This window comes from Streptomyces sp. NPDC000075, from assembly GCF_040301925.1.
Lineage (GTDB): Bacteria > Actinomycetota > Actinomycetes > Streptomycetales > Streptomycetaceae > Streptomyces > Streptomyces polychromogenes.
Genome location: NZ_JBEPFL010000054.1, coordinates 1 through 20,613, shown reverse-complemented (window position 1 = coordinate 20,613; position 20,613 = coordinate 1). Strand labels below are relative to the sequence as shown.

Genomic DNA, 20,613 nt, shown 5'->3' with positions numbered 1-20,613 from the left:
CCCCGTACGGGGCCGCGGCGTCGGCGGCCGCTACCGCCGGCCCTTACCGCTGGTCGCTGCGCAGCATGGCGATGTACTGCGTCGCCTGTGCGTAGCTGGTCACGGTGACACCGCCGATGTCGGTCGGCGTCGGGTGGGAGCCGTTGCGCTCCCGGTAGATGTACCGGGAGCCCCGGGCCCAGTCGTTCTCCTCCTCGGCTTCCTGGGCGGTCAGGGAGGTACCGCCGCCGAGGGCCTGGCGCACCGTGCCCTCGATATTGCGGAAGCGGGCCGACTCGGAGGTCAGGGCGATCGCGGCGACCAGGTCGTCGCGGATCGAGTCCGCGTTGCCCCCGTTGCGGGCGTACTCCCACAGGGAGTTCATGTTGCCCCACACTCCGTTCGGGGTGAGCCACAGCTGCCGGCTCTCCGTCGATCCGTGCCCCAGGCTGCGCTGGCCGCCGTAGCGCCCGGTGTAGGGCAGGACGATGGCGTTGCGGCCGATCTCGTGGCCGAGGTCGAAGGGCTGGTCCTCCCCGACCTGGCTGAACTGGACGACGTTGCCGGCATTGCCGGTGGAGAAGCCGCGCAGGTAGAGGTCGTTGGCGGTGAGGTAGAGCGTGAGTGACCGCCTGACGGTCTGATTGTTCTCGAACCAGTTGAAGGCGACGTTGACCGCGATGACCTCGTTGCCGCGGCTGGTCTCCCACACCGCGTCCGAACCGGAGCCGCCCACCATGCTGCCGGTGTTGCGCAGCGACCTGATGAAGTCCGAGTAGCGGGCGCGCAGGGTGTTGGTGTTGGTGGAGGTCAGGTCCCAGTTGACCGTGCGGATCGGGACCTGGAGGGCGGAGACGGGGGCTGACTCGGGGCGGGATTCGGCGGCCTGGGCGGCGGGAGCGGCCACGGCCAGCAGGGGCAGGCACAGGAGTGCCGCGACGAGGGGCTTGCGCATCGGGGTGTTCCTCATTCTCGGGGTTGCCGGTGACGTGCGGGGGGGGGGCGACGGTCAGTTGACGGTGAAGACGACGTCGGCGTTCTTGCCGCCACCGCCGGCCTTGGCGCAGGAGTGGCCCGCGGGGACCTGGCAGTCGTAGGAGTTGCCGCCGGAGAAGGGGTTGTCCCAGCGGAAGACGACCTTGCCGCCGCCGGACATCTGGTACTCGGCGTAGCCCTCCGTCCCGGTGGCGAAGCCGTCGGACTCGCTCTGCCAGCGCGACCGCGCACCGTTGTTCATGACCGACGGGGGCAGGTTGTCGCCGCTCCAGATGCCGTGGTCCAGGCCCGCACCGGTCCGGGCCAGCAGGGCGCCGGAGTTGTTCACCACCGTGACGCGAACGCTGCGCACGGGGGTGACCGCGAGGGCCCCGGCCTGGGAGAGGGACGCGGTGCGGGCGGTGGGCTTCGCCGTCAGGGTGAAGTTGACGGTGGCGTTGTTCCCGCCGCCGCCGGAGCGGCCGCACTCGTAGCCCTCGGGGGCGTCGCAGCTGTAGGAGTTGCTGCCCGCGTAGGGGTTGTTCCAGCGGACGGTCACGTCCTTGGCGGTACCGGCGATGTTGTACGTGACGTGGCCCTGGGTGCCGGTGGCGAACCCGCAGGACTCGCTGGCCCAGGAGGCGGAGACGGTCTTGGCGATGGCGTCCGGCGGCAGGCTGTCCCGGGACCAGCAGCCGTGGTCCAGCCCGGAGCCGGTGCGCAGCAGCTGGCGGCCGGTGCCGTTGGCGAAGATCACGCTGGTGCTGCGCTCGGCGGACTGGACGGAGGCGCCGCCGGGGGAGGGGGCGGCCTGGGCGGCGGGGGCGAGAGCGGTGGCGCCGCCGGCCAGGGCGGCCAGCAGGGCGGCCGAGGCGGACCAGCGGGCACGGGCAGTTATGGACATGGGCATGACAAGACGTCCTTCGTGTGAGGGGAGGGAACAGCGGGAAGTGGGGGGAGGGGTGCCCGTCAGTCGACGTACCAGAGGGCGTACCGGCTGGAGTTGTCGTTGGGGTTGCACTCGTAGCGGCTGTAGAGGCCCAAGCCGACGGTGAGCGAACCGGCCTGGTTGCACTGGGCGTAGCCGGCGTACGAGCCGCCGTAGATCCGGTACTCCTCGGCGCTCGCGGCCGTGGAGGAGACGGCCACCAGCGCCGCGGCGGCGCAGAGGGCGGCGGCCAGCCGGCGGGGGCTGGTCCGGGGCATGGTGAAGCGCATGGATGACACCTTTCGTGCGTTGAACGGGACGCGTCCCTCGACGCGTCCTGCCGGCGACCGGGTCGGGCCCACGACCACCCAACCGACAGCGGATGGAGTCCGCTGCCCCCGCACCCGGTCTCCCGGGTGGCTCAGTCGAGCGGCTTGCGGGGGCACCAGGAGTCGCCCCAAGCCGTCGTCACGAGGCACTGCCTGTGGTCGTGACCGCCGCCGGACGGGTCGGTGAGCGTCGTCCCGTGCACGTCGGCGGTGGCCGCGGCGGCGCCGCCCCACACCATCCCCGTGCTCAGCACGACCGCGAACAGCGTCCGCACCACGATTGCGCGCATGGCGTCGATTCCCCTCGTCTCGGCGACAGTCCGGTCACGGCGGCCGGCCTCCTGGTCGGGGAGCCGTTCCTGCCGTGGTCACCACCCTGCCAGCGGGTGGATGGCACATGCATCCTTGAAGAGGGATCATGATCCTGCCACGCACGTTTAGGAGGCATGGGATGGACACGGACGGCGGACCGGGCACGAGCGCCCGAGTGCCCGGCCTCGACGGTGCGGCAGTCCTGATCTACCGCTGGGCGGTCGTCCACGAGGGCCTCACCCCGGCGACCCTCGCACAGGCCGCGGCCGAGACCGGACTGAGCCCGCGCGACTGCCTGGCGGCCGTACGGTCGCTCACCGACTCCTGCCTCCTGACGGAACTTCCCGCCGCGGCCGGGTCGCAGGAGCCCGCCGGCTGGCATCCGGTCAGCCCCCAGGCCGCCACCGCGCAGTTGCTCTCGGACCGCGACACCGCCCTGCGCGCGCAGGAGGAGGCCCTGCGCGAACAGCGTCGGCGCATCCAGCAGGAGCGCGACGGGCTGGCCGCGCTGGTTCCGGTCTACCTCCAGGCCCGCCAGCACGTCTTCCCGCAGGGGACCATCGACCACCTGCCGGACAAGCTGGCGGTCCGCTCGCTGCTGACGGACGTGATCGACTCCTGCCGCAGCGAGGTGCTGGTCTCCAAGCACGGCGGTTCCTTCCCGCCCGCGGCGCTGCGCGAGGCCCTGCCGCGCGACCTGGCGCTGCTCGCCCGCGGCGTCCGGATGCGGAGCCTCTACCAGCACGCGACCCGGTTCGACCAGCCCACACGATCGCACGCGGAGCAGCTCATCGCGGCGGGCGCCGAGATCCGCACGCTGCCGGAGGTGCTGCCGCAGATGATCGTGGTCGACGGGTCGCTGGCCCTGCTGCCGGCCAGGTCGGGCGGTGCGCTGCTGATCCGGGAGCCGGACCTGCTGGCGTATCTCCTGGAGGTCTTCGAACGGGACTGGGCGCACGCCGCACCGTTCGCGACGGGGCCGCAGGCCGCGCACGACGTGTCCAAGACCATGAAGCAGAGCATCCTCGTGCTGCTCGCCAAGGGCCTCAAGGACGACTCCATCGCGCGCCGCCTGGGTATCTCCCTGCGCACCTGCCGCCGCCACGTCTCCGAGCTGCTGGAACAACTGGGCGCGCACAGCCGCTTCCAGGCGGGTGTCATCGCCGAACGCCAACGCCTGACCGACCACCCGACCCGGCCGCCCGAGCCCGCACCGGCCGTCCCCGCACCGGCCGAGCCCGCGCCGCCGTCACCCGCGTCGGGCTGCCCCGCGTGCGGTGGCCCCCTGGCCGCCCCCGCCGTGTCCCCGGCCGCAGGCCGTCCGCCCCGCTACTGCTCGGCCCGCTGCCGCTCCCGCGCCTACCGGGCCCGCCTGAAGGACCAGCCGTCCACCGCGGCCACCGCCGACCCGGCCGCACCCCCGTGACGAAACCCGCCGACAGCGTCACGTAACCCGCGGGCAGGCTCCGTCGCCGGCCCTCACGACGGTGAAGCGTGCCTCCTGGCCCGCAGCGCCAGGCTCAGTGAGAGCACCGTCTCCGGGTCGTCCAGGTCGGTGCCCAGCAGCTCCGAGATGCGGGCCAGCCGGTTGTACAGGGTCTGCCGGTTCAGGTGCAGCTCCCGCGCGGTCTCCGCCTTGCGGCCCGCGTGGGCCAGGTACGTCTCCAGGGTGGGCAGCAGTGGCGGCCGGGACGTGGCGTCGTGGGTGCGCAGGGCGCCGATCGCCCGGTCCACGAACGCCGCCAGGTCCGGGTGTTCCCGCAGCCGCCACAGCAGCAGGTCGATGTCCAGGCGGCGGGCGTCGTACCAGGGCCGGGCCGGCAGGCCGTGGGCGGCCGTGGCGGTCTCCGCGGCGTGCCGCAGGCCGGCGGAGGCCGCCGCCCAGCTGCCGGAGACGCCGACCACCACCACCGGCGGGGCCCCGGCCCGGTCCAGGCCGGCCCGTTCCACCCCGGCCCGCAGCGCGCCCGCGACCCGGTCGGCGACCGCCGTCCGCTCCGACTCCGCCCGCAGCGACACCAGCAGCGGCACCCGGCCCTCCACCGGGCGGACGCCCAGCAGCACCGGGACGCCGACCGACGACAGCTCCTCCTGCACCGCCCGGGCCAGCACCGACCAGTTCCCGGACGGGACCAGCTCCGAGGAGAGCCGCATGACCAGCGGCAGCAGCGGGCCCGCCCCCGGCCGGAACCCGAGGACCCGTGCCTGCGCGGGGGCGTCCTCGGCCGAGATCCGCCCCTCCGCCAGGTCCGTCAGGAAGTCGCCCCGGCCGCGCGCGGCCAGCTCCTCCTCCTGCCGGGCCTGCATCAGCACCACCGCGAGCACCCCCGCCGTCCGCTCGGCGGCCATCCGGTGGACCGGCAGCAGCGGCGCCGCGACCCCCACCAGCACGACCCGCGCCCGTACCGAGCCCGTCCCGTGGCCGCCGCCCGGCACGTCCACCACCACCGCGTTCGCGGACGGCTCGGCCGCACGCTGCCCCCGCAGCCCCTCCCACACCTGGAGCGGGTCGGCCGCCGCCTCCCCGGCCACCGGTCCTGCCGCGTACAGCAGTTGGCCGTCGGGGGTCTCCAGGAAGACCGGGTTGGCGGTGAAGTCGGCCAGGATGCGCAGCACCTGCGGGATCCCGCCGCCGCCCAACAGGGCCTCCGTACATCGCCGGTGGACCTCCTCGGCCCGCTGGAGGAGCGCGTAGTGGTGGTTGACGATCTCGGTGTGGATCTCCTCCGTCACGGCGACGAAGGGGACTTCCCGGTGCAGCTGGACGAGCGGCAGCCCGGCCGTGCGGGCGGTCTCCACCAGCGTCGCCGGGAGCCGGGTGAAGCGCGGGCCGAGTTCCACGACCAGCGCGGCGATGCCCCGGTCCGCGAGGCGGCGGACGAAGGCGCGCTGCTCGGCGGGCCGGGTCCCCAGCCCCAGGCCGGTGGTGAGCAGCAGCTCGCCGCCCTTGAGCAGCGAGGCGATGTTGGGCACCTCGCCCGCGTGCACCCAGCGCACGGTCCGGCCGAGGCGGTCGGCGCAGGCCACCACCTCCGGCAGTCCGCTGCGCAGTCCCGGCAGCTCCAGCGCCCGCTGAACGGTGATCCCGCCCTGGTTGTCCATATCGCGGGACGCTACCGGCCGCTCTGTTCCGAGGACATCACCGGGTGGTTACGGAGCCCGGCATGTCCCCCATGTCCCCCGGCCGGGCCGACAACTCGTCGTCCTCGCAAGGAGATTATCGGACCGCGTGCCGATTGTGGCCTGCGTCACGCAGGGGGAGAGTGACGGCCTCGTGAACGACCTTCCGACAGGAACGAGGACGACCCGATGAGCAGAGCCGACGCCACGCCTCCTCCCGCCGCCCCATCGGCACCGGGTACACCCCCCGTCCAGCGCCTCAAAGCCAACTCCGTCGGCCTCGTCGGCGTCGTGTTCATGGCCGTCGCGACCGCCGCGCCGATCACCGCCATGACCGGCAACCTCCCCATCGCCGTCGGCTTCGGCAACGGCACCGGAGCCCCCGCCGGCTACCTCTTCGCCACCCTCGTCCTGACCGTCTTCGCGGTCGGCTACGTGGCGATGGCCAAGCGGATCACCGCCGCCGGAGCCTTCTACGGGTACATCTCGCACGGCCTCGGCCGGATCGCCGGCATGGCCTCCGGGATGCTCGCCGTCCTCGCCTACATCGTCTTCGAGGCCTCCATCGTCGGCGTCTTCTCCTACTTCGCCAAGACCACCGTCCACGACCAGCTCGGCGTCGACCTGCCCTGGATCGTCTACGCGGCCGCGATGCTCGCCGTCACCGCCGTCCTCGCGCACTTCGACATCAACCTCACCGCCAAGGCCCTCGGGGTGATGCTCGTCGCGGAGATCGCCGTCCTCTTCGCGGTGGCCACCGCCGTGCTGATCGCGGGCGGCGGGCCCGACGGGATCCCCGTCGAACCGGTCAACCCGAAGAACGCCTTCACCGGGACCTCCGCCGGACTCGGCCTCTTCTTCGCCTTCTGGTCCTGGGTCGGCTTCGAGTCCACCGCCATGTACGGGGAGGAGTCCCGCGACCCCAAGCGGGTCATCCCCCGGGCCACCCTCGTCTCCGTCGTCGGCGTCGGCCTCTTCTACATCTACGTCTCCTGGATGACCATCGCCGGCAACGGCCTGGCGGAGTCGGTCAAGCTGTCCGCCTCCGCCAGCCCCCTCGACCTCTTCTTCGCCCCCACCCACCAGTTCATCGGGGCCTGGGCCGTCGACGCCTTCCAGTGGCTGCTGCTCACCGGCTCCTTCGCCTGCGGGATGGCCTTCCACCAGTGCGCCGCCCGCTACCTCTACGCCATCGGCCGCGAGGGCTTCCTGCACCCCGCCCTCGGCCGCACCCACCCCCGGCACGGCTCCCCGTACCTCTCCTCCGTCGTCCAGACCGTCATCGCCACCGGCCTGGTCGCCGGGTTCTGGCTCACCGGCCAGGACCCCTACCTGCACCTGTACACCCTGCTCGCGATCCTCGGCACGATGGCCATCCTGATCGTGCAGACCCTCTGCTCCTTCGCCGTCATCGGCTACTTCCGCAAGAACCACCCCGAGGACCGGCACTGGTTCCGGACCTTCACCGCCCCGCTGCTCGGCGGGATCGGGATGACCGCGGTGGTGGTCCTGCTGGTGCTCAACATGCAGACCGCGGCCGGCGCGGCCGCCGGCTCCCTCTTCTTCAAGCTGATCCCCTGGATCGTCGGCGCCGTCTTCTTCGGCGGCCTGGGCCTGGGCCTGTGGCTCCGCTACAAGGCCCCCGAACGCTACGAGATCATCGGCCGGATCGTGCTGGAGGACGCCGCCGAGCGCACCGACGAGATCACCCCGGCCACCCCGGCCACCCCGTCCGACCCGTCCGCCGCGACCGTCTGAGGAGCCCCGCCATGGCCCGCACGCCGCTCATGCACGCCCTGCACCGGCTCGCCGCCGACCACGCCGCCGCCCGCCGGCTGCGCCTGCCCGTCGCCGAGGTCCGCGGCTCCACCCGCCGCGAACTCCTCGGCCGCGCCGCCGCCCTCGGCCTCGGCACCGCCCTGGCCTCCTCCGCCGCCGCCCACGCCGCCACCGCCCCGGCCGCCGCCAAGAGACCGGCCGGGCCCGCCCGCGTCGCCGTCGTCGGCGCGGGCATCTCCGGCCTCACCGCCGCCCTCACCCTCCAGGACGCCGGCATCCCCTGCACCCTCTACGAGGCCAACCCGGCCCGCGTCGGCGGCCGGATGTGGACCCAGCGCGACCACTGGGCGTACGGGCAGACCTCCGAGATCGGCGGCGAGCTCATCGACACCAGCCACAAGAAGATCCTGGAGCTGTGCCGCCGCTTCAACCTGACCGTCGAGGACTTCCTGGGCGGCGGACCCAACGGAGCCGAGGAGATCCTCCGCTTCAACGGCGCCTACTACTCCCGCACCCAGGCCGACGAGGACTTCAAGGCCGTCTACCAGGCCCTGCACCGCGACCTCCAGGACGCCGGCGAGGTCTCCTGGAACTCCTCCACCCCCGCCGGCACGGCCCTGGATCAGATGACCCTGTACGAGTGGATCGAGACCCGCGTCCCCGGCGGCCACCAGTCACCACTCGGCCGGTTCATCGACGTCGCCTACAACGTGGAGTACGGCGCCGACACCCAGACGCAGTCCGCCCTCGCCCTGGTCCTCCTGATGGGCTACCAGCCCAACCCGGGGAACTTCAACGTGTGGGGCCTGTCCAACGAGCGCTACCACGTCATCGGCGGCAACGACCGGCTCCCCCACGCCATCGCCGCCGCGCTGAACCCCGGCACGCTGGTCATGGGCCGCGCCCTGACCGCCGTACGCGCCAACGCCGACGGCACCCAGACCCTCACCTTCGACGACTCCGGCGCCGTACGCACCGCCACCGCCGACCACACGGTCCTCTGTCTGCCCCTGCCGGTCCTCCAGAACCTCGACACCTCGCAGGCGGGCTTCGACCCCCTCATGCGCAACCTGCTGCGCGACGCCCGGATGGGCTACTGCACCAAGCTCAACATGCAGTTCACCGCCCGCCCCTGGCGCGGCACCGGCCCCTGGCCCGGAGTCTCCGCCGGCGACTGCTTCACCGACTCCGACGTCCAGCAGACCTGGGACACCACCAAGGTCCAGCCCGGCACCGGCGGCATCCTGCTCCAGTACGGCGGCGGCTCCCTCGCCCACGCGCTCGCCCCCGCCACCCCCTTCGCCACCGAGTCCGACCCCTACGTCCGCGACCTCGCCGGCCGGGTCCTGACCGGCGTCGACGCCTTCTTCCCCGGCACGAAGGCGGTGTGGACGGGCCGCGCCCAGCTCTCCGCCTGGCACCGCAACCCCTACTCCCTGGGCGCCTATTCGTACTGGCCCACCGGCTACCTCCACCGCTACGCCAAGTACGAGGGCACCGCCCAGGGCAACGTCCACATCGGCGGCGAGCACTGCAGCTACGACTTCCAGGGGTTCATGGAGGGCGGCGCCACCGAGGGCGAACGGGCCGCGCGCGAGGTGATCGCCGCCCTCACCTGAGAAGGGCTCAGACCGGCGGGATGTTGTGGTTGAAGCGGAAGACGTTGTCCGGGTCGTACTCCCGCTTCAGCCGCGCCAGCCGCCGCATGTTGTCGGCGCCCAGCCCGGCCACCACCCGGTCCGCGCCCTCGTCCCCGGTGAAGTTGAGGTACACCGCGCCGGTGGACCACGGCTGGACGTCGGCGCGGACGTCCCGCACCCACTGGACGACCCGCTCGTCGTCCGCGGCGTCCTCCCACATGCCGAACGGGTGCACCGCCCACGGCGCGTCCCGGTACGGCACCGGGTAGTCGTCCTTGACGGCGGCGATCGCCCCGCCCTGCGGCCACACCACGTGCTGGGTGCCGGTCGGCACCGGCATGGTCGCGGCCCGGGCGCAGAACACGTCCACGAAGGCGTCGGGCGCCCCGGTCAGGTACTCCGCCGACCAGTAGTTCCGCAGCCCCGGCGGATCGTCGAGCATGCACTGGAGCTCGGCGTACGGGATCGCCGTGACGACCTCCGCCTCGTGCGGGATCGCCAGCAGCGGGCCGGCGAGCCGCCGCAGCTCCTCCTCCGGGCCCGCGTAGGTCACCAGCGCCCCGGCCAGCAGCAGCCCGACCAGGTGCGGGGGGACGAAGGGCGCCGGCGGCCCCGTCAGGTACAGGGCGCCGCCGCCGGCCTCGTCCGGCCCGGACTCGATGACGTCCCGGTACGTGCGGATCACCTCGGGCCCGCGCTCCGGCAGGTAGAACACCATCGCGATGGACAGGGCCGGCAGCTCGTGCAGCCGCAGCGTCAGCGAGGTGGCGATGCCGAAGTTCCCGCCGCCGCCGTGCAGCCCCCAGAACAGCTCCGGGTGGTCCTCGGCGGTGACGTCCAGCAGCTCGCCCTGGGCGGTGACCAGCTCCACGCCCAGCAGGTTGTCCACCGCCAGCCCGAACTTCCGGTCCAGCCAGCCCGTGCCCCCGCCGAGGACGTAGCCGCCGACGCCGGTGGTGGAGGCCCTGCCCCCGGTGGTCGCCAGGCCGTACGGCTCGCAGGCCCGGTCCAGATGGCTCATCACGGCCCCGCCCGCGACGTGCACGGCCTTCGCCGCCGGATGGACGGTCACGTCGTGCATCCGGCGCAGGTCCACGACCACGCCGCCGTCGTTCAGGGACATCCCGGCCACGCTGTGCCCGCCGCCGCGCACGGCCACGGGCAGGTCCAGGTCCCGGGCGAAGCGCACCGCCGTGACGACGTCCGCCGCGCTCTCGCACTGGGCGATCACCGCGGGCCTGCGGTCCACCATCGCGTTGAAGACCGTCCGGGCCTCGTCGTACCCGGGGTCGTCGGGGGCGAAGACCTCGCCCGACAGGTCCTCGCGGAGCGCGGCAAGCGCCGTGCCCGCCTTCGAGAGGGGCGCCATCGCCACCCCTCCTTTCCCCAGAAGGGCATGGGACCCCTCCAGGTTAGGCGGGCCCGGCGAGCGCCGCGCGACGGCGCCCCCGGCCTCCGTCAGCCCCCGTACGCCCCGCTCGCCGTCAGCCGCAGCGCGGTGTCGATCAGCGGAACGTGGCTGAAGGCCTGCGGGAAGTTCCCGACCTGGCGCTGGAGCTTGGGATCCCACTCCTCCGCCAGCAGCCCCAGGTCGTTGCGGAGCGACAGCAGCTTCTCGAAGAGCCGGCGGGCCTCGTCGACCCGGCCGATCATCGCCAGGTCGTCGGCCATCCAGAAGGAACAGGCGAGGAAGGCGCCCTCGTCCCCCTCCAGGCCGTCGACGCCGGCCTCCTCGCCGGCCGTCGGGTAGCGCAGGATGAACCCGTCCGGGGTCGACAGCTCGCGCTGGATCGCCTCGATGGTGCCGATGACCCGCTTGTCGTCCGGCGGCAGGAAGCCCATCTGCGGGATCAGCAGCAGCGAGGCGTCCAGTTCCTGCGAGCCGTAGGACTGGGTGAAGGTGTTGCGCTCCGGGTCGTAGCCCTTCTCGCACACGTCCGCGTGGATCCGGTCGCGCATCTCGCGCCAGCGCTCCAGCGGGCCGTCCGCGTCCCCGCTCTCGATCAGCTTGATCGTGCGGTCCACGGCCACCCACGCCATCACCTTCGAGTGCACGAAGTGGCGGCGCGGTCCGCGCACCTCCCAGATGCCCTCGTCCGGCTCGTTCCAGTGGGTCTCCAGGTAGCGGATCAGCTTGAGCTGGAGCACCGAGGCGTAGTCGTTGCGGGCCAGGCCCGTCATGTGGCCCAGGTGCAGGGCCTCGGTGACCTCGCCGTACACGTCGAGCTGGAGCTGGTGGGCGGCCCCGTTGCCGACGCGTACGGGCGCCGAGTTCTCGTAGCCCGGCAGCCAGTCGAGCTCCGTCTCGCCCAGCTCCCGCTCGCCGGCGATCCCGTACATGATCTGGAGGTTCTCCGGGTCGCCGGCGACCGCGCGCAGCAGCCAGTCCCGCCAGGCGGCGGCCTCGCCGCGGTAGCCGGTGCGCAGGAGCGAGGAGAGGGTGATGGCGGCGTCGCGCAGCCAGGTGTAGCGGTAGTCCCAGTTGCGGACCCCGCCGATCTCCTCCGGCAGGGAGGTGGTCGGCGCGGCGACGATCCCGCCCGTGGGGGCGTACGTCAGGGCCTTGAGGGTGATCAGGGAGCGGATCACCGCCTCCCGGTAGGGCCCGTGGTACGTACAGAGGTCGACCCACTCGCGCCAGAACTCGGCCGTGGCCTCCAGGGCCGCCTCCGGGTCCGGGAGCTGCGGGGCCCCCTGGTGGGAGGGCTGCCAGCTGATGGTGAAGGCCACCCGGTCGCCCGGGGCGACGGTGAAGTCCGAGTAGGTCGTGAGGTCCTTGCCGTAGGTGTCGGCGTCGGCGTCGAGCCACACGGAGTCGGGGCCCGCGACGGCCACCGTGCGCCCGTCCACCTTGTGCACCCAGGGCACGACCCGGCCGTAGCTGAAGCGCATCCGCAGGGCCGACCGCATCGGGACGCGGCCGCTGACGCCCTCGACGATGCGGATCAGCTGCGGCGCGTGCCCCTCGCGGGGCGGCATGAAGTCGATGACCCGGACGGTCCCGCGCGGGGTGTCCCACTCCGACTCCAGCACCAGCGAGTCGCCCCGGTAGCGGCGGCGGGTCGCCCGCGGCGGCTCGGTGCCCGGCGCGAACGCCGGGCCGATCCGCCAGAACCCGTGTTCATCGGTGCCCAGAAGGCTCGCGAAGACGGCATGGGAGTCGAAGCGTGGCAGACACAGCCAGTCCACCGCCCCGTCCCGGCAGACCAGCGCCGCGGTCTGCATGTCCCCGATCAGTGCGTAATCCTCGATGCGCCCGGACACGTTGCTCTCCAGTCGAACGGCCACGTCCGCCCCGTAGGGCGCTTGCATTGCGCTGTCGCGCGGTCTCCTGTGCGCAGGGATCCCCGCGTCGAGTCCTACATTGCCGGAACCGGCGTTGTTACGCCGTTCGCCGGACTGCTCGGCGGCGATGTGCAGCGGTATCCGAGCAAGTTATGAGCGCACCCTAGTGATCTCCTTAAGTATTGGGACAATGTCACTCGGCCGAACGGGTGACCTGGGGGAACGCGGCCGCCGGCGCGCCCCGCGAGGGTGGCGCGCAGCGCGCCCGGAGGCGGACCGTCCCGGGCGCTGATAGGCTGGTACCCCGTGGACCGGTGGTCTGCCTGTGCGAATCAGGAGCCCCGAAACCGCAGCTTCGGCGCCCCCGGAAACGGGAGAAGTCGCCGGACGCACCTCACCTCGCGACCACGGGAGCCCCCTCTTGGCGATGCCGCCCAAATCCATGACGACCAAGCACATCTTCGTCACCGGGGGTGTCGCTTCGTCCCTCGGCAAGGGCCTGACGGCCTCCAGCCTGGGTGCGCTGCTCAAGGCGCGCGGCCTGCGGGTCACGATGCAGAAGCTCGACCCGTACCTGAACGTCGACCCCGGCACGATGAACCCGTTCCAGCACGGTGAGGTGTTCGTCACCAACGACGGCGCCGAGACCGACCTGGACATCGGCCACTACGAGCGCTTCCTCGACGTCGACCTCGACGGCTCGGCCAACGTCACCACCGGCCAGGTCTACTCGCAGGTCATCGCCAAGGAGCGGCGCGGCGAGTACCTCGGTGACACCGTGCAGGTCATCCCGCACATCACCAACGAGATCAAGCACCGCATCCGCCGCATGGCCACCGACGACGTCGACGTCGTCATCACCGAGGTCGGCGGCACGGTCGGCGACATCGAGTCGCTGCCGTTCCTGGAGACCGTCCGCCAGGTCCGCCACGAGGTCGGCCGCGACAACGTCTTCGTCGTGCACATCTCGCTGCTGCCCTACATCGGCCCCTCCGGCGAGCTGAAGACCAAGCCGACCCAGCACTCCGTCGCCGCGCTGCGCAACATCGGCATCCAGCCCGACGCGATCGTGCTGCGCGCCGACCGCGACGTCCCCACCTCCATCAAGCGCAAGATCTCGCTGATGTGCGACGTGGACGAGGCGGCCGTGGTCGCGGCGATCGACGCCAAGTCGATCTACGACATCCCGAAGGTGCTGCACACCGAGGGCCTCGACGCCTACGTCGTCCGCAAGCTCGACCTGCCCTTCCGCGACGTCGACTGGACGGTGTGGGAGGACCTGCTCGACCGCGTCCACAACCCCGACCACGAGGTCAAGGTCGCGCTCGTCGGCAAGTACATCGACCTGCCGGACGCCTACCTGTCGGTGACCGAGGCGCTGCGCGCCGGCGGCTTCGCCAACCGGGCCCGCGTCCAGATCAAGTGGGTCACCTCCGACGACTGCAAGACCCCGGCCGGCGCCGCCGCGCAGCTGTCCGACGTGGACGCGATCTGCGTCCCCGGCGGCTTCGGCGACCGCGGTGTGAACGGCAAGGTCGGCGCGATCACCTACGCCCGCGAGAACAAGATCCCGCTGCTGGGCCTGTGCCTGGGCCTGCAGTGCGTGGTCATCGAGGCCGCGCGCAACCTGGCGGGCATCGAGGAGGCGAACTCCACCGAGTTCGAGCCCTCGACCCCGCACCCGGTCATCTCGACCATGGAGGAGCAGCTGGCCTTCGTCGAGGGCGCGGGCGACCTGGGCGGCACCATGCGCCTGGGCATGTACCCGGCGAAGCTCGCCGAGGGCTCCATCGTGCGCGAGGTCTACGGCGACCAGGCGTACGTGGACGAGCGCCACCGCCACCGCTACGAGGTGAACAACGCCTACCGCGGTGAGCTGGAGAAGAAGGCCGGCCTGGTCTTCTCCGGCACCTCCCCGGACAACAAGCTCGTCGAGTACGTCGAGTACCCGCGCGAGGTCCACCCCTACCTGGTGGCCACCCAGGCCCACCCGGAGCTCCGCTCCCGCCCGACCCGCCCGCACCCGCTCTTCGCGGGCCTGGTCAAGGCCGCGGTGGAGCGCAAGCAGCAGGGCTGACGCTCGGTAACGTAGGCGGCCGGGGTACGGAAGATCCGTACCCCGGCCGTCGCACGTTGTGGGAGGACACCGGCATGGGGATCGCCATCGGCATCAAGGACACCGCGGAATCCTGGGAGACGCTGTCGACCAGGCGGCCGTTCCAGGGCGCCAAGACGGCCGTGGACTCCGACGAGGTACGGATGCCGGACGGGTCCGTGGCCCGCCGCGACTACCAGGTGCACCCGGGCTCGGTGTGCGTCCTCGCCCTGGACGGGGAGGGGCGGGTGCTGGTGATCAACCAGTACCGCCACCCGGTGCGGCGCCGGCTGTGGGAGCTGCCGGCCGGGCTGCTCGACGTCCCCGGCGAGAACCCGCTGCACGCGGCGCAGCGGGAGCTGTACGAGGAGGCGCACGTCAAGGCGGGGGAGTGGCGGGTGCTCGCCGACTTCTTCGCCTCCCCGGGCGGCTCCGACGAGGCGATCCGGATCTTCCTCGCGCGGGACGTGGCGGAAGCGGAGGGGGAGCGGTACGAGGACGCCTCGTCGGAGGAGGCGGACATGCGGGTGGAGTGGGTGGAGCGGTCCGCCCTCGTGCGGGGCGTCCTGGCGGGTGAGCTCGGGAACCCGGCGCTGGTGACGGGTGTCCTGGCCCTGACGGCGGCGCTGGCCGGGGACGGCCTGGACGCCCTCCGCCCGGCAGACGCCCCGTGGCCGTCCCGCCCGTACGAGGCGTAGCCGGGCCCGGCGGGTCCGCGTAGCGGCGCCCGTTTCACCCCCGCCGGGATTAATAGTCCCATCCGCTGATCCGATCGGGCGATCTATGGGCCACGCTCCACACGGCCCGTCGCTCTGCGTGAACTACGCTCAGCAACCCGAAGGCAGGGAGAGGAGCGGATCCGTGGCGGATTTCGTCGGGCGGCGGCGTGAGCTGAAGGAGCTGCGCGAGGACATCGCGCGGACCGGGCTCGACACCCTCTCCGGCCGCAAGGCCAAGGCGCCCCGCGCGCGGGTGCTGCTCGTCGCCGGGCGTCCCGGCTCCGGCCGGACCGCCCTCGCCGAGGCCTTCGTGCGCGAGGTCGCCGACCAGTACCCCGACGGGCTGGTCCGGGTCCGCCTCACCGCCCCCGGCGGGGAGCCGCTGGAGACCGAGCGGGCCGTGCGGACCCTGCTGGAGGGCCTCGGCGAGCGCACCCCGCCCGGCGCCTGCGAGGACGACCTCAGCGCCGCCCTCCGCGAGACCCTCGCCGGCCGGCGCGCGATCCTGCTCCTCGACGACGCCGCCGACCCGCAGCAGGTCGACGCCCTGCTCCCCGACACCCCCGAGTGCCTGGTCGTCGTCACCGCCGAGGGCCCGCTCACCGGCATCCCCGACGTCCGCCCCTGCACCCTCGGCGGTCTCGACACCGGCTCCGCCGTCGCCCTGCTCGCCCGGATCATCGGGGACACCCGGATCACCGTCGACCCGCGCGCCGCCGAGGACCTCGCCGAGGAGTGCGGGGCCCTGCCCGCCGTGCTCGCCCTGGCCGGCGGCTGGCTCGCCGCCCACCCCAAGGCCGCCGTCGCCGATCTGGCCAAGCAGCTCCACGAGATGGCCCCCGGCACCTTTGGCCCGCTCGGCCGCGCCTTCCGGATCGTCTACGAGTCCCTCCCGCAGCCCGCCCAGCGCACCCTGCGCCTGCTCCCGCTCGCCCCCGCCGGGATCCTCGACTCGCACACCGCCTCCGCCCTCGCGGGCTGCTCCGTCGCCGCCGCGCAGTCCACCCTGGAGGACTTCGCCCGGCTGGGCCTCGTCCGGCACGACCGGGACGGGCTCTTCCTGCTCCCCGGCTGCCTCGCCCCCCTCCTGCGCTCCCTCCTGGAGGCCAAGGAGCGGCCCGCCGAGGTGCAGCTGGCCCGGGCCCGGATGCTGGAGCGGACCGTCCGCCTGCTGACCTCCTGCCGGGCCATGGCCGAGCTGTCCGAGGAAGAGGCGGCCGAGGCCCGGGAGGCCCTGGACGGGCTCCCGCGCGCCCTCCGCTTCCCCGACCGGAGGGCCGCCGCCACCTGGCTGGACACCCGGCTGCCCGCGCTGACCGCCTCCGCCGACCTGGCCGTGGCCGACGGCGGCCTGGACACCCTGGCCCGCCGGCTGGTCTCCGCGCTGGTCAGGGCCCTGGCCGCGCACCGGGGCACCGAGGCCGCCGCCCCCGAGCTGTACGGGCTGCACCGGCTCGTACTGGGCGTGGCCGAGCGCCGCCACCTGCACCGGGAGCAGGCCGCGGCCCTGCTGAACCTGGCCGACCTGGACGCCGCGACCGGCCGCACCACCGAGGCGCTGGAGCGGTACCGGGCCGCGCTGGCCGCCGGAAAGGCCGCGAAGGACCCGTACGCGACCGGCCGCGCGATGGAATCCGTAGGCGGCGCGTACCAGGAGCTGGCGGACTGGCCGCGGGCCTCCGACTGGTTCGGCCGCGCCCTGGCCCACGCCCTCGCCCGGGGGGAGCGGCCGGACGAGGCCCGGCTGTACGGGCGGCTGGGGAACGTGCACACCTACGCGGGCCGCTACGGGGAGGCGCTGCGCAGCTGGCGCGCGGCCGCCGCGGGCTACCGCCGGCTGGCCGATGTCCCGGGCCAGGCAAAGGCGTTGAGCGAGATGGCGCGCGTTCAGGAGTACGCCGGCCGGCCCGAGGAATCGCTGCACACCTGCCGCGAGGCGATCGAGCTCGCGCGCCGTGCGGGGGACGTGCGCCTGCAGGCCGCGCTCCAGGTCCGGCTGGCCGACACGCTGGACCGCCTCGGCGACCCGGCGGCCGCCCGACTGCACAGGTCGGCGGCCGATAGATTGCTGGGAGATGACCCCGCAGCCTGCGAAATCCGTAGTAGCTCCGACTGAAATTATTGGTTTGCAAGGCTAGACAGCGACTCATCCTTCATTAGACTGGCTTCACCACGTCATCCTGTGGTGCATCCCGTTGCGCGTTCTTGTGGGCGGGTATGTATGGAAGTGCCCCGTAACATCCCCTGAGTCAAGGACCGTGATCGACGATGAAGGTCGGCATCCCCCGCGAGGTCAAGAACAACGAGTTCCGGGTCGCCATCACGCCCGCCGGTGTGCATGAGCTCGTCCGCAACGGCCACCAGGTCTTCATCGAGCAGAACGCCGGTGTGGGCTCCTCGATCACGGACGCCGAGTACGTCGCGGCCGGTGCCGAGATCCTCGGTACCGCCGACGAGGTCTGGGCGACCGCTGACCTGCTGCTGAAGGTCAAGGAGCCGATCGCGGAGGAGTACCACCGCCTCCGCAAGGACCAGACCCTCTTCACCTACCTGCACCTGGCGGCCTCCCGCGAGTGCACGGACGCCCTGCTGGCGTCCGGCACCACCGCCATCGCGTACGAGACGGTCGAGCTCGCCAACCGCGCGCTGCCGCTGCTCGCCCCGATGTCCGAGGTCGCGGGCCGCCTGGCCCCGCAGGTCGGCGCCTACCACCTGATGCGCTCGGCCGGCGGCCGCGGCGTCCTCCCGGGCGGCGTCCCCGGCACCCACGCCGGCGAGTGCGTCGTCATCGGCGGCGGCGTCTCCGGCTGGAACGCCGTGCAGATCGCCATCGGCATGGGCTTCCACGTGACCCTCCTCGACCGCGACATCAACAAGCTGCGCGAGGCCGACAAGATCTTCGGCACCAAGGTGAAGACGATCGTCTCCAACGCCTACGAGCTGGAGAAGGCCGTCGTCGAGGCCGACCTCGTCATCGGCGCCGTACTGATCCCGGGTGCGAAGGCCCCGAAGCTGGTCACCAACGAGCTCGTCGCCAAGATGAAGCCCGGAAGTGTCCTTGTCGACATTGCCATCGACCAGGGCGGCTGCTTCGAGGACTCCCGTCCGACCACCCACGCCGAGCCGACCTTCCAGGTCCACAACTCGGTCTTCTACTGCGTCGCCAACATGCCGGGCGCGGTGCCGAACACCTCCACCTACGCGCTGACCAACGCGACCCTGCCCTACATCGTGCAGCTCGCGAACCTCGGCTGGGTCGAGGCGCTCCGTCGTGACCCGGCGCTCGGCCTGGGCCTCAACACCCATGACGGCAAGGTCGTTTACGGCCCCGTCGCCGAGGCCCACAACCTGGAGTCCGTCGAGCTCAGCACGCTGCTCGGCTGAACCGTCAACGACTGACGTCAATCTCACGTCTCCGGCCGGACCTTGCCCGCAAGGTCCGGCCGGAGGTGTTTGCGGCGTACCCGCGCGGGCCGTTCAACTCGCCTCGAACGTAACCCTTTAACCCTTTCGCACACCCGCGAAACTTCACAGCGGCAGCCCGTACGCCCTTGACAGAGTGGTGTTCGGTTGCCGACACATCGTGCCGGGTCCGGCGGATTGTGTTGCCGCTGGGCGGTGACACGCCATAGAGTCGCCAACCGTCGGCATGGTGCAACGCTGACCTATCGATAAGTGTCCTGGTCACGTCCGAGGAGGTAAGACGACTTGTGAATGAGTCGACATTTGCTCCTGGAGGCGGTCGAGCAGGGACGCCCGAACGGACCCAGAGTTCCGCCGGGCTCGAAGCTGTCGGCTCCGTCGCGGTCCGCACCTTCGCAAACCACCAGCACATGACGACGCCCCAAAAGAGCATGGACGGCCTAGACGTGAACTCCACGGCCGGCGACCACAGCGGCGATGCGCCCATTGGATTCGCCGACTACGACCAGGTGCCCGAAGGGCACTTCTACGACCCCGACGCGGAGTACGAGCCCGACCCCGAGTACGCGGCCACCCTCGCGCCCGACGCTGCCCGCCAGCGCCGCGAGCGCATCGGCCCGACCGGGCGTCCGCTGCCGTACTTCCCGATCCCGGGTCCGCTGACCGACCACGGTCCGGCGAAGATCATCGCGATGTGCAACCAGAAGGGCGGCGTCGGCAAGACCACGTCGACCATCAACCTGGGTGCCGCGCTCGCCGAGTACGGGCGCCGCGTGCTGCTCGTCGACTTCGACCCGCAGGGCGCACTGTCCGTGGGCCTCGGCGTGAACCCGATGGAACTCGACCTGACGGTCTACAACCTGCTCATGGAGCGGGGCATGTCGGCCGACGAGGTGCTGCTCAAGACGGCGGTCCCCAACATGGACCTGCTGCCCAGCAACATCGACCTGTCCGCCGCCGAGGTGCAGCTGGTCAGCGAGGTCGCGCGCGAGTCGACGCTCCAGCGGGCGCTCAAGCCGCTGATGAACGACTACGACTACATCGTGATCGACTGTCAGCCCTCGCTGGGCCTGCTGACGGTCAACGCCCTGACGGCGGCTCACAAGGTCATCGTCCCGCTGGAGTGCGAGTTCTTCGCGCTGCGCGGAGTGGCGCTGCTGACCGAGACCATCGAGAAGGTCCAGGAGCGGCTCAACCCGGAGCTGGAGCTCGACGGCATCCTCGCCACGATGTACGACTCCCGTACGGTGCACAGCCGCGAGGTGCTGGCGCGCGTCGTCGAGGCCTTCGACGACCACGTCTACCACACGGTCATCGGCCGGACGGTGCGTTTCCCGGAGACCACGGTCGCCGGCGAGCCGATCACCACGTACGCCTCGAACTCCGTCGGCGCCGCCGCCTACCGCCAGCTGGCCAGGGAGGTGCTCGCCCGGTGTCCCGCCGAGTGAGTCTGCCCGGCGCCGACGAACTGTTCCGCACGACCGGGGGGATGGCCCTCCAGTCGTCCTCGCCGAGGCGGGGTGCCGACGAGGCGTCGCCGGCGGCGGGCACGGAGCACGCGGCGGCCGCACCGGCGGACGGCACGGCGAGGACCACCGGGGACGGCCTGGCGGTGGGCGCGCAGCGCAGGCCGCAGGAAGGTTCTGCCAGTGCCGGACCCCGGCAGGGCAAGGGCCAGGGCCGGGGCGCGAACCGGCGGCCGAGCGGGCGCGAGCGGCACGACGAGAAGATCACGGTCTACGTCTCCGCCGAGGAGCTCATGGACCTGGAGCACGCCCGGCTGGTGCTCCGCGGGGAGCACGGGCTCGCCGTCGACCGGGGGCGGATCGTCCGCGAGGCGGTCGCGGTCGTCCTGGCCGACCTGGAGTCGCGCGGCGACGCCAGCATCCTGGTCCGCCGCCTCCGCGGCCGCTAACCCGCCGGCGGCCCTGCTGCGCGCCCGGTGCGCTCAAACGCCGCGCGGGCTGGATACAGCCCCGCCGGCGTTTGAGGCGCGGGGTCCGGGGCGGAGCCCCGGGGGACCCCGCCC

General features: G+C 72.4%; 16 protein-coding genes. 9 read left to right on the top strand and 7 right to left on the bottom strand.

Annotation, left to right across the window (positions count from 1 at the left end; genetic code table 11):
* Positions 1–43: 43 nt before the first annotated feature.
* From ABT403_RS36890 to ABT403_RS36875, 4 genes are all read right to left on the bottom strand, one after another.
* On the bottom strand, positions 44–934 hold the full coding sequence (locus ABT403_RS36890; RefSeq protein ID WP_344168845.1) for a ribosome-inactivating family protein: 891 nt from the start codon (positions 932–934) through the stop codon (positions 44–46).
* A 54-nt stretch (positions 935–988) separates the two neighbouring features.
* Positions 989–1,864, bottom strand: coding sequence for a Crystal protein ET79 (locus tag ABT403_RS36885; RefSeq protein ID WP_344168848.1), 876 nt, complete (start codon positions 1,862–1,864; stop codon positions 989–991).
* A 59-nt stretch (positions 1,865–1,923) separates the two neighbouring features.
* Positions 1,924–2,172, bottom strand: a complete 249-nt coding sequence (locus ABT403_RS36880; protein WP_344168851.1) for a hypothetical protein — start codon at positions 2,170–2,172, stop codon at positions 1,924–1,926.
* 131 nt (positions 2,173–2,303) lie between these two features.
* Positions 2,304–2,501: a hypothetical protein gene (locus tag ABT403_RS36875; RefSeq protein ID WP_344168854.1), complete on the bottom strand. Its 198-nt coding sequence runs from the start codon at positions 2,499–2,501 to the stop codon at positions 2,304–2,306.
* 161 nt (positions 2,502–2,662) lie between these two features.
* Between ABT403_RS36875 and ABT403_RS36870 the strand changes: the two genes are divergently transcribed.
* Positions 2,663–3,949 carry a LuxR C-terminal-related transcriptional regulator gene (locus ABT403_RS36870; protein WP_344168857.1) on the top strand — a complete coding sequence of 429 codons (1,287 nt, stop codon included), beginning with the start codon at positions 2,663–2,665 and terminating at the stop codon, positions 3,947–3,949.
* A 53-nt stretch (positions 3,950–4,002) separates the two neighbouring features.
* On the opposite strand, the gene ABT403_RS36865 is transcribed toward ABT403_RS36870, so the two are convergent.
* A complete protein-coding gene (locus tag ABT403_RS36865) occupies positions 4,003–5,625 on the bottom strand; it encodes a PucR family transcriptional regulator (RefSeq protein WP_344168860.1) in 1,623 nt (540 codons plus the stop codon).
* Between the two features lie 207 nt (positions 5,626–5,832).
* Here ABT403_RS36865 and ABT403_RS36860 point away from each other — a divergent pair, with 207 nt between their 5' ends.
* Both ABT403_RS36860 and ABT403_RS36855 read left to right on the top strand, forming a co-directional pair.
* Positions 5,833–7,401, top strand: coding sequence for an APC family permease (locus tag ABT403_RS36860; protein ID WP_344168863.1), 1,569 nt, complete (start codon positions 5,833–5,835; stop codon positions 7,399–7,401).
* Positions 7,402–7,412: 11 nt separating this feature from the next.
* Positions 7,413–9,041, top strand: coding sequence for a flavin monoamine oxidase family protein (locus ABT403_RS36855; RefSeq protein ID WP_344168866.1), 1,629 nt, complete (start codon positions 7,413–7,415; stop codon positions 9,039–9,041).
* A gap of 7 nt (positions 9,042–9,048) precedes the next feature.
* Here ABT403_RS36855 and ABT403_RS36850 read toward each other — a convergent pair whose 3' ends face one another.
* Entirely contained in the window at positions 9,049–10,431 is a 1,383-nt protein-coding gene (locus tag ABT403_RS36850; RefSeq protein WP_344168869.1) for an FAD-binding protein, read from the bottom strand.
* A gap of 89 nt (positions 10,432–10,520) precedes the next feature.
* On the bottom strand, positions 10,521–12,374 hold the full coding sequence (locus tag ABT403_RS36845) for a glycoside hydrolase family 15 protein (RefSeq protein ID WP_344168872.1): 1,854 nt from the start codon (positions 12,372–12,374) through the stop codon (positions 10,521–10,523).
* Between the two features lie 400 nt (positions 12,375–12,774).
* On the opposite strand from ABT403_RS36845, the gene pyrG reads away from it, so the two are divergent.
* The 6 genes from pyrG to ABT403_RS36815 all read left to right on the top strand — a co-directional run bounded on the left by pyrG (position 12,775) and on the right by ABT403_RS36815 (position 20,499).
* A complete protein-coding gene (gene pyrG, locus ABT403_RS36840) occupies positions 12,775–14,424 on the top strand; it encodes a CTP synthase (protein ID WP_486388786.1) in 1,650 nt (549 codons plus the stop codon).
* An 86-nt stretch (positions 14,425–14,510) separates the two neighbouring features.
* Complete coding sequence (locus ABT403_RS36835; RefSeq protein WP_344169188.1) at positions 14,511–15,140, top strand: NUDIX domain-containing protein; 630 nt, start codon at positions 14,511–14,513, stop codon at positions 15,138–15,140.
* Between the two features lie 85 nt (positions 15,141–15,225).
* A complete protein-coding gene (locus ABT403_RS36830) occupies positions 15,226–17,277 on the top strand; it encodes a tetratricopeptide repeat protein (protein ID WP_344168879.1) in 2,052 nt (683 codons plus the stop codon).
* Positions 17,278–17,429: 152 nt separating this feature from the next.
* Positions 17,430–18,545 (top strand): alanine dehydrogenase, encoded by a 1,116-nt coding sequence (gene ald / locus ABT403_RS36825; RefSeq protein WP_344168882.1) that lies wholly within the window; start codon positions 17,430–17,432, stop codon positions 18,543–18,545.
* 449 nt (positions 18,546–18,994) lie between these two features.
* Complete coding sequence (locus tag ABT403_RS36820) at positions 18,995–20,032, top strand: ParA family protein (RefSeq protein WP_237292736.1); 1,038 nt, start codon at positions 18,995–18,997, stop codon at positions 20,030–20,032.
* A complete protein-coding gene (locus ABT403_RS36815; RefSeq protein ID WP_344168887.1) occupies positions 20,017–20,499 on the top strand; it encodes a hypothetical protein in 483 nt (160 codons plus the stop codon). The genes ABT403_RS36820 and ABT403_RS36815 overlap by 16 nt, the downstream gene beginning before the upstream one ends.
* The last annotated feature ends 114 nt before the right edge of the window (positions 20,500–20,613 follow it).

Coding starts and splice junctions, on each gene's coding strand:
- ABT403_RS36855 (WP_344168866.1), top strand. CDS start 7,413: ATGGCCCGCACGCCGCTCATGCACGCCCTGCACCGGCTCGCCGCCGAC.
- ABT403_RS36850 (WP_344168869.1), bottom strand. CDS start 10,431: ATGGCGCCCCTCTCGAAGGCGGGCACGGCGCTTGCCGCGCTCCGCGAG.
- ABT403_RS36860 (WP_344168863.1), top strand. CDS start 5,833: ATGAGCAGAGCCGACGCCACGCCTCCTCCCGCCGCCCCATCGGCACCG.
- ABT403_RS36885 (WP_344168848.1), bottom strand. CDS start 1,864: ATGCCCATGTCCATAACTGCCCGTGCCCGCTGGTCCGCCTCGGCCGCC.
- ald (WP_344168882.1), top strand. CDS start 17,430: ATGAAGGTCGGCATCCCCCGCGAGGTCAAGAACAACGAGTTCCGGGTC.
- ABT403_RS36830 (WP_344168879.1), top strand. CDS start 15,226: ATGGGCCACGCTCCACACGGCCCGTCGCTCTGCGTGAACTACGCTCAG.
- ABT403_RS36870 (WP_344168857.1), top strand. CDS start 2,663: ATGGACACGGACGGCGGACCGGGCACGAGCGCCCGAGTGCCCGGCCTC.
- pyrG (WP_486388786.1), top strand. CDS start 12,775: ATGCCGCCCAAATCCATGACGACCAAGCACATCTTCGTCACCGGGGGT.
- ABT403_RS36880 (WP_344168851.1), bottom strand. CDS start 2,172: ATGCGCTTCACCATGCCCCGGACCAGCCCCCGCCGGCTGGCCGCCGCC.
- ABT403_RS36820 (WP_237292736.1), top strand. CDS start 18,995: ATGACGACGCCCCAAAAGAGCATGGACGGCCTAGACGTGAACTCCACG.
- ABT403_RS36875 (WP_344168854.1), bottom strand. CDS start 2,501: ATGCGCGCAATCGTGGTGCGGACGCTGTTCGCGGTCGTGCTGAGCACG.
- ABT403_RS36890 (WP_344168845.1), bottom strand. CDS start 934: ATGCGCAAGCCCCTCGTCGCGGCACTCCTGTGCCTGCCCCTGCTGGCC.
- ABT403_RS36865 (WP_344168860.1), bottom strand. CDS start 5,625: ATGGACAACCAGGGCGGGATCACCGTTCAGCGGGCGCTGGAGCTGCCG.
- ABT403_RS36845 (WP_344168872.1), bottom strand. CDS start 12,374: ATGCAAGCGCCCTACGGGGCGGACGTGGCCGTTCGACTGGAGAGCAAC.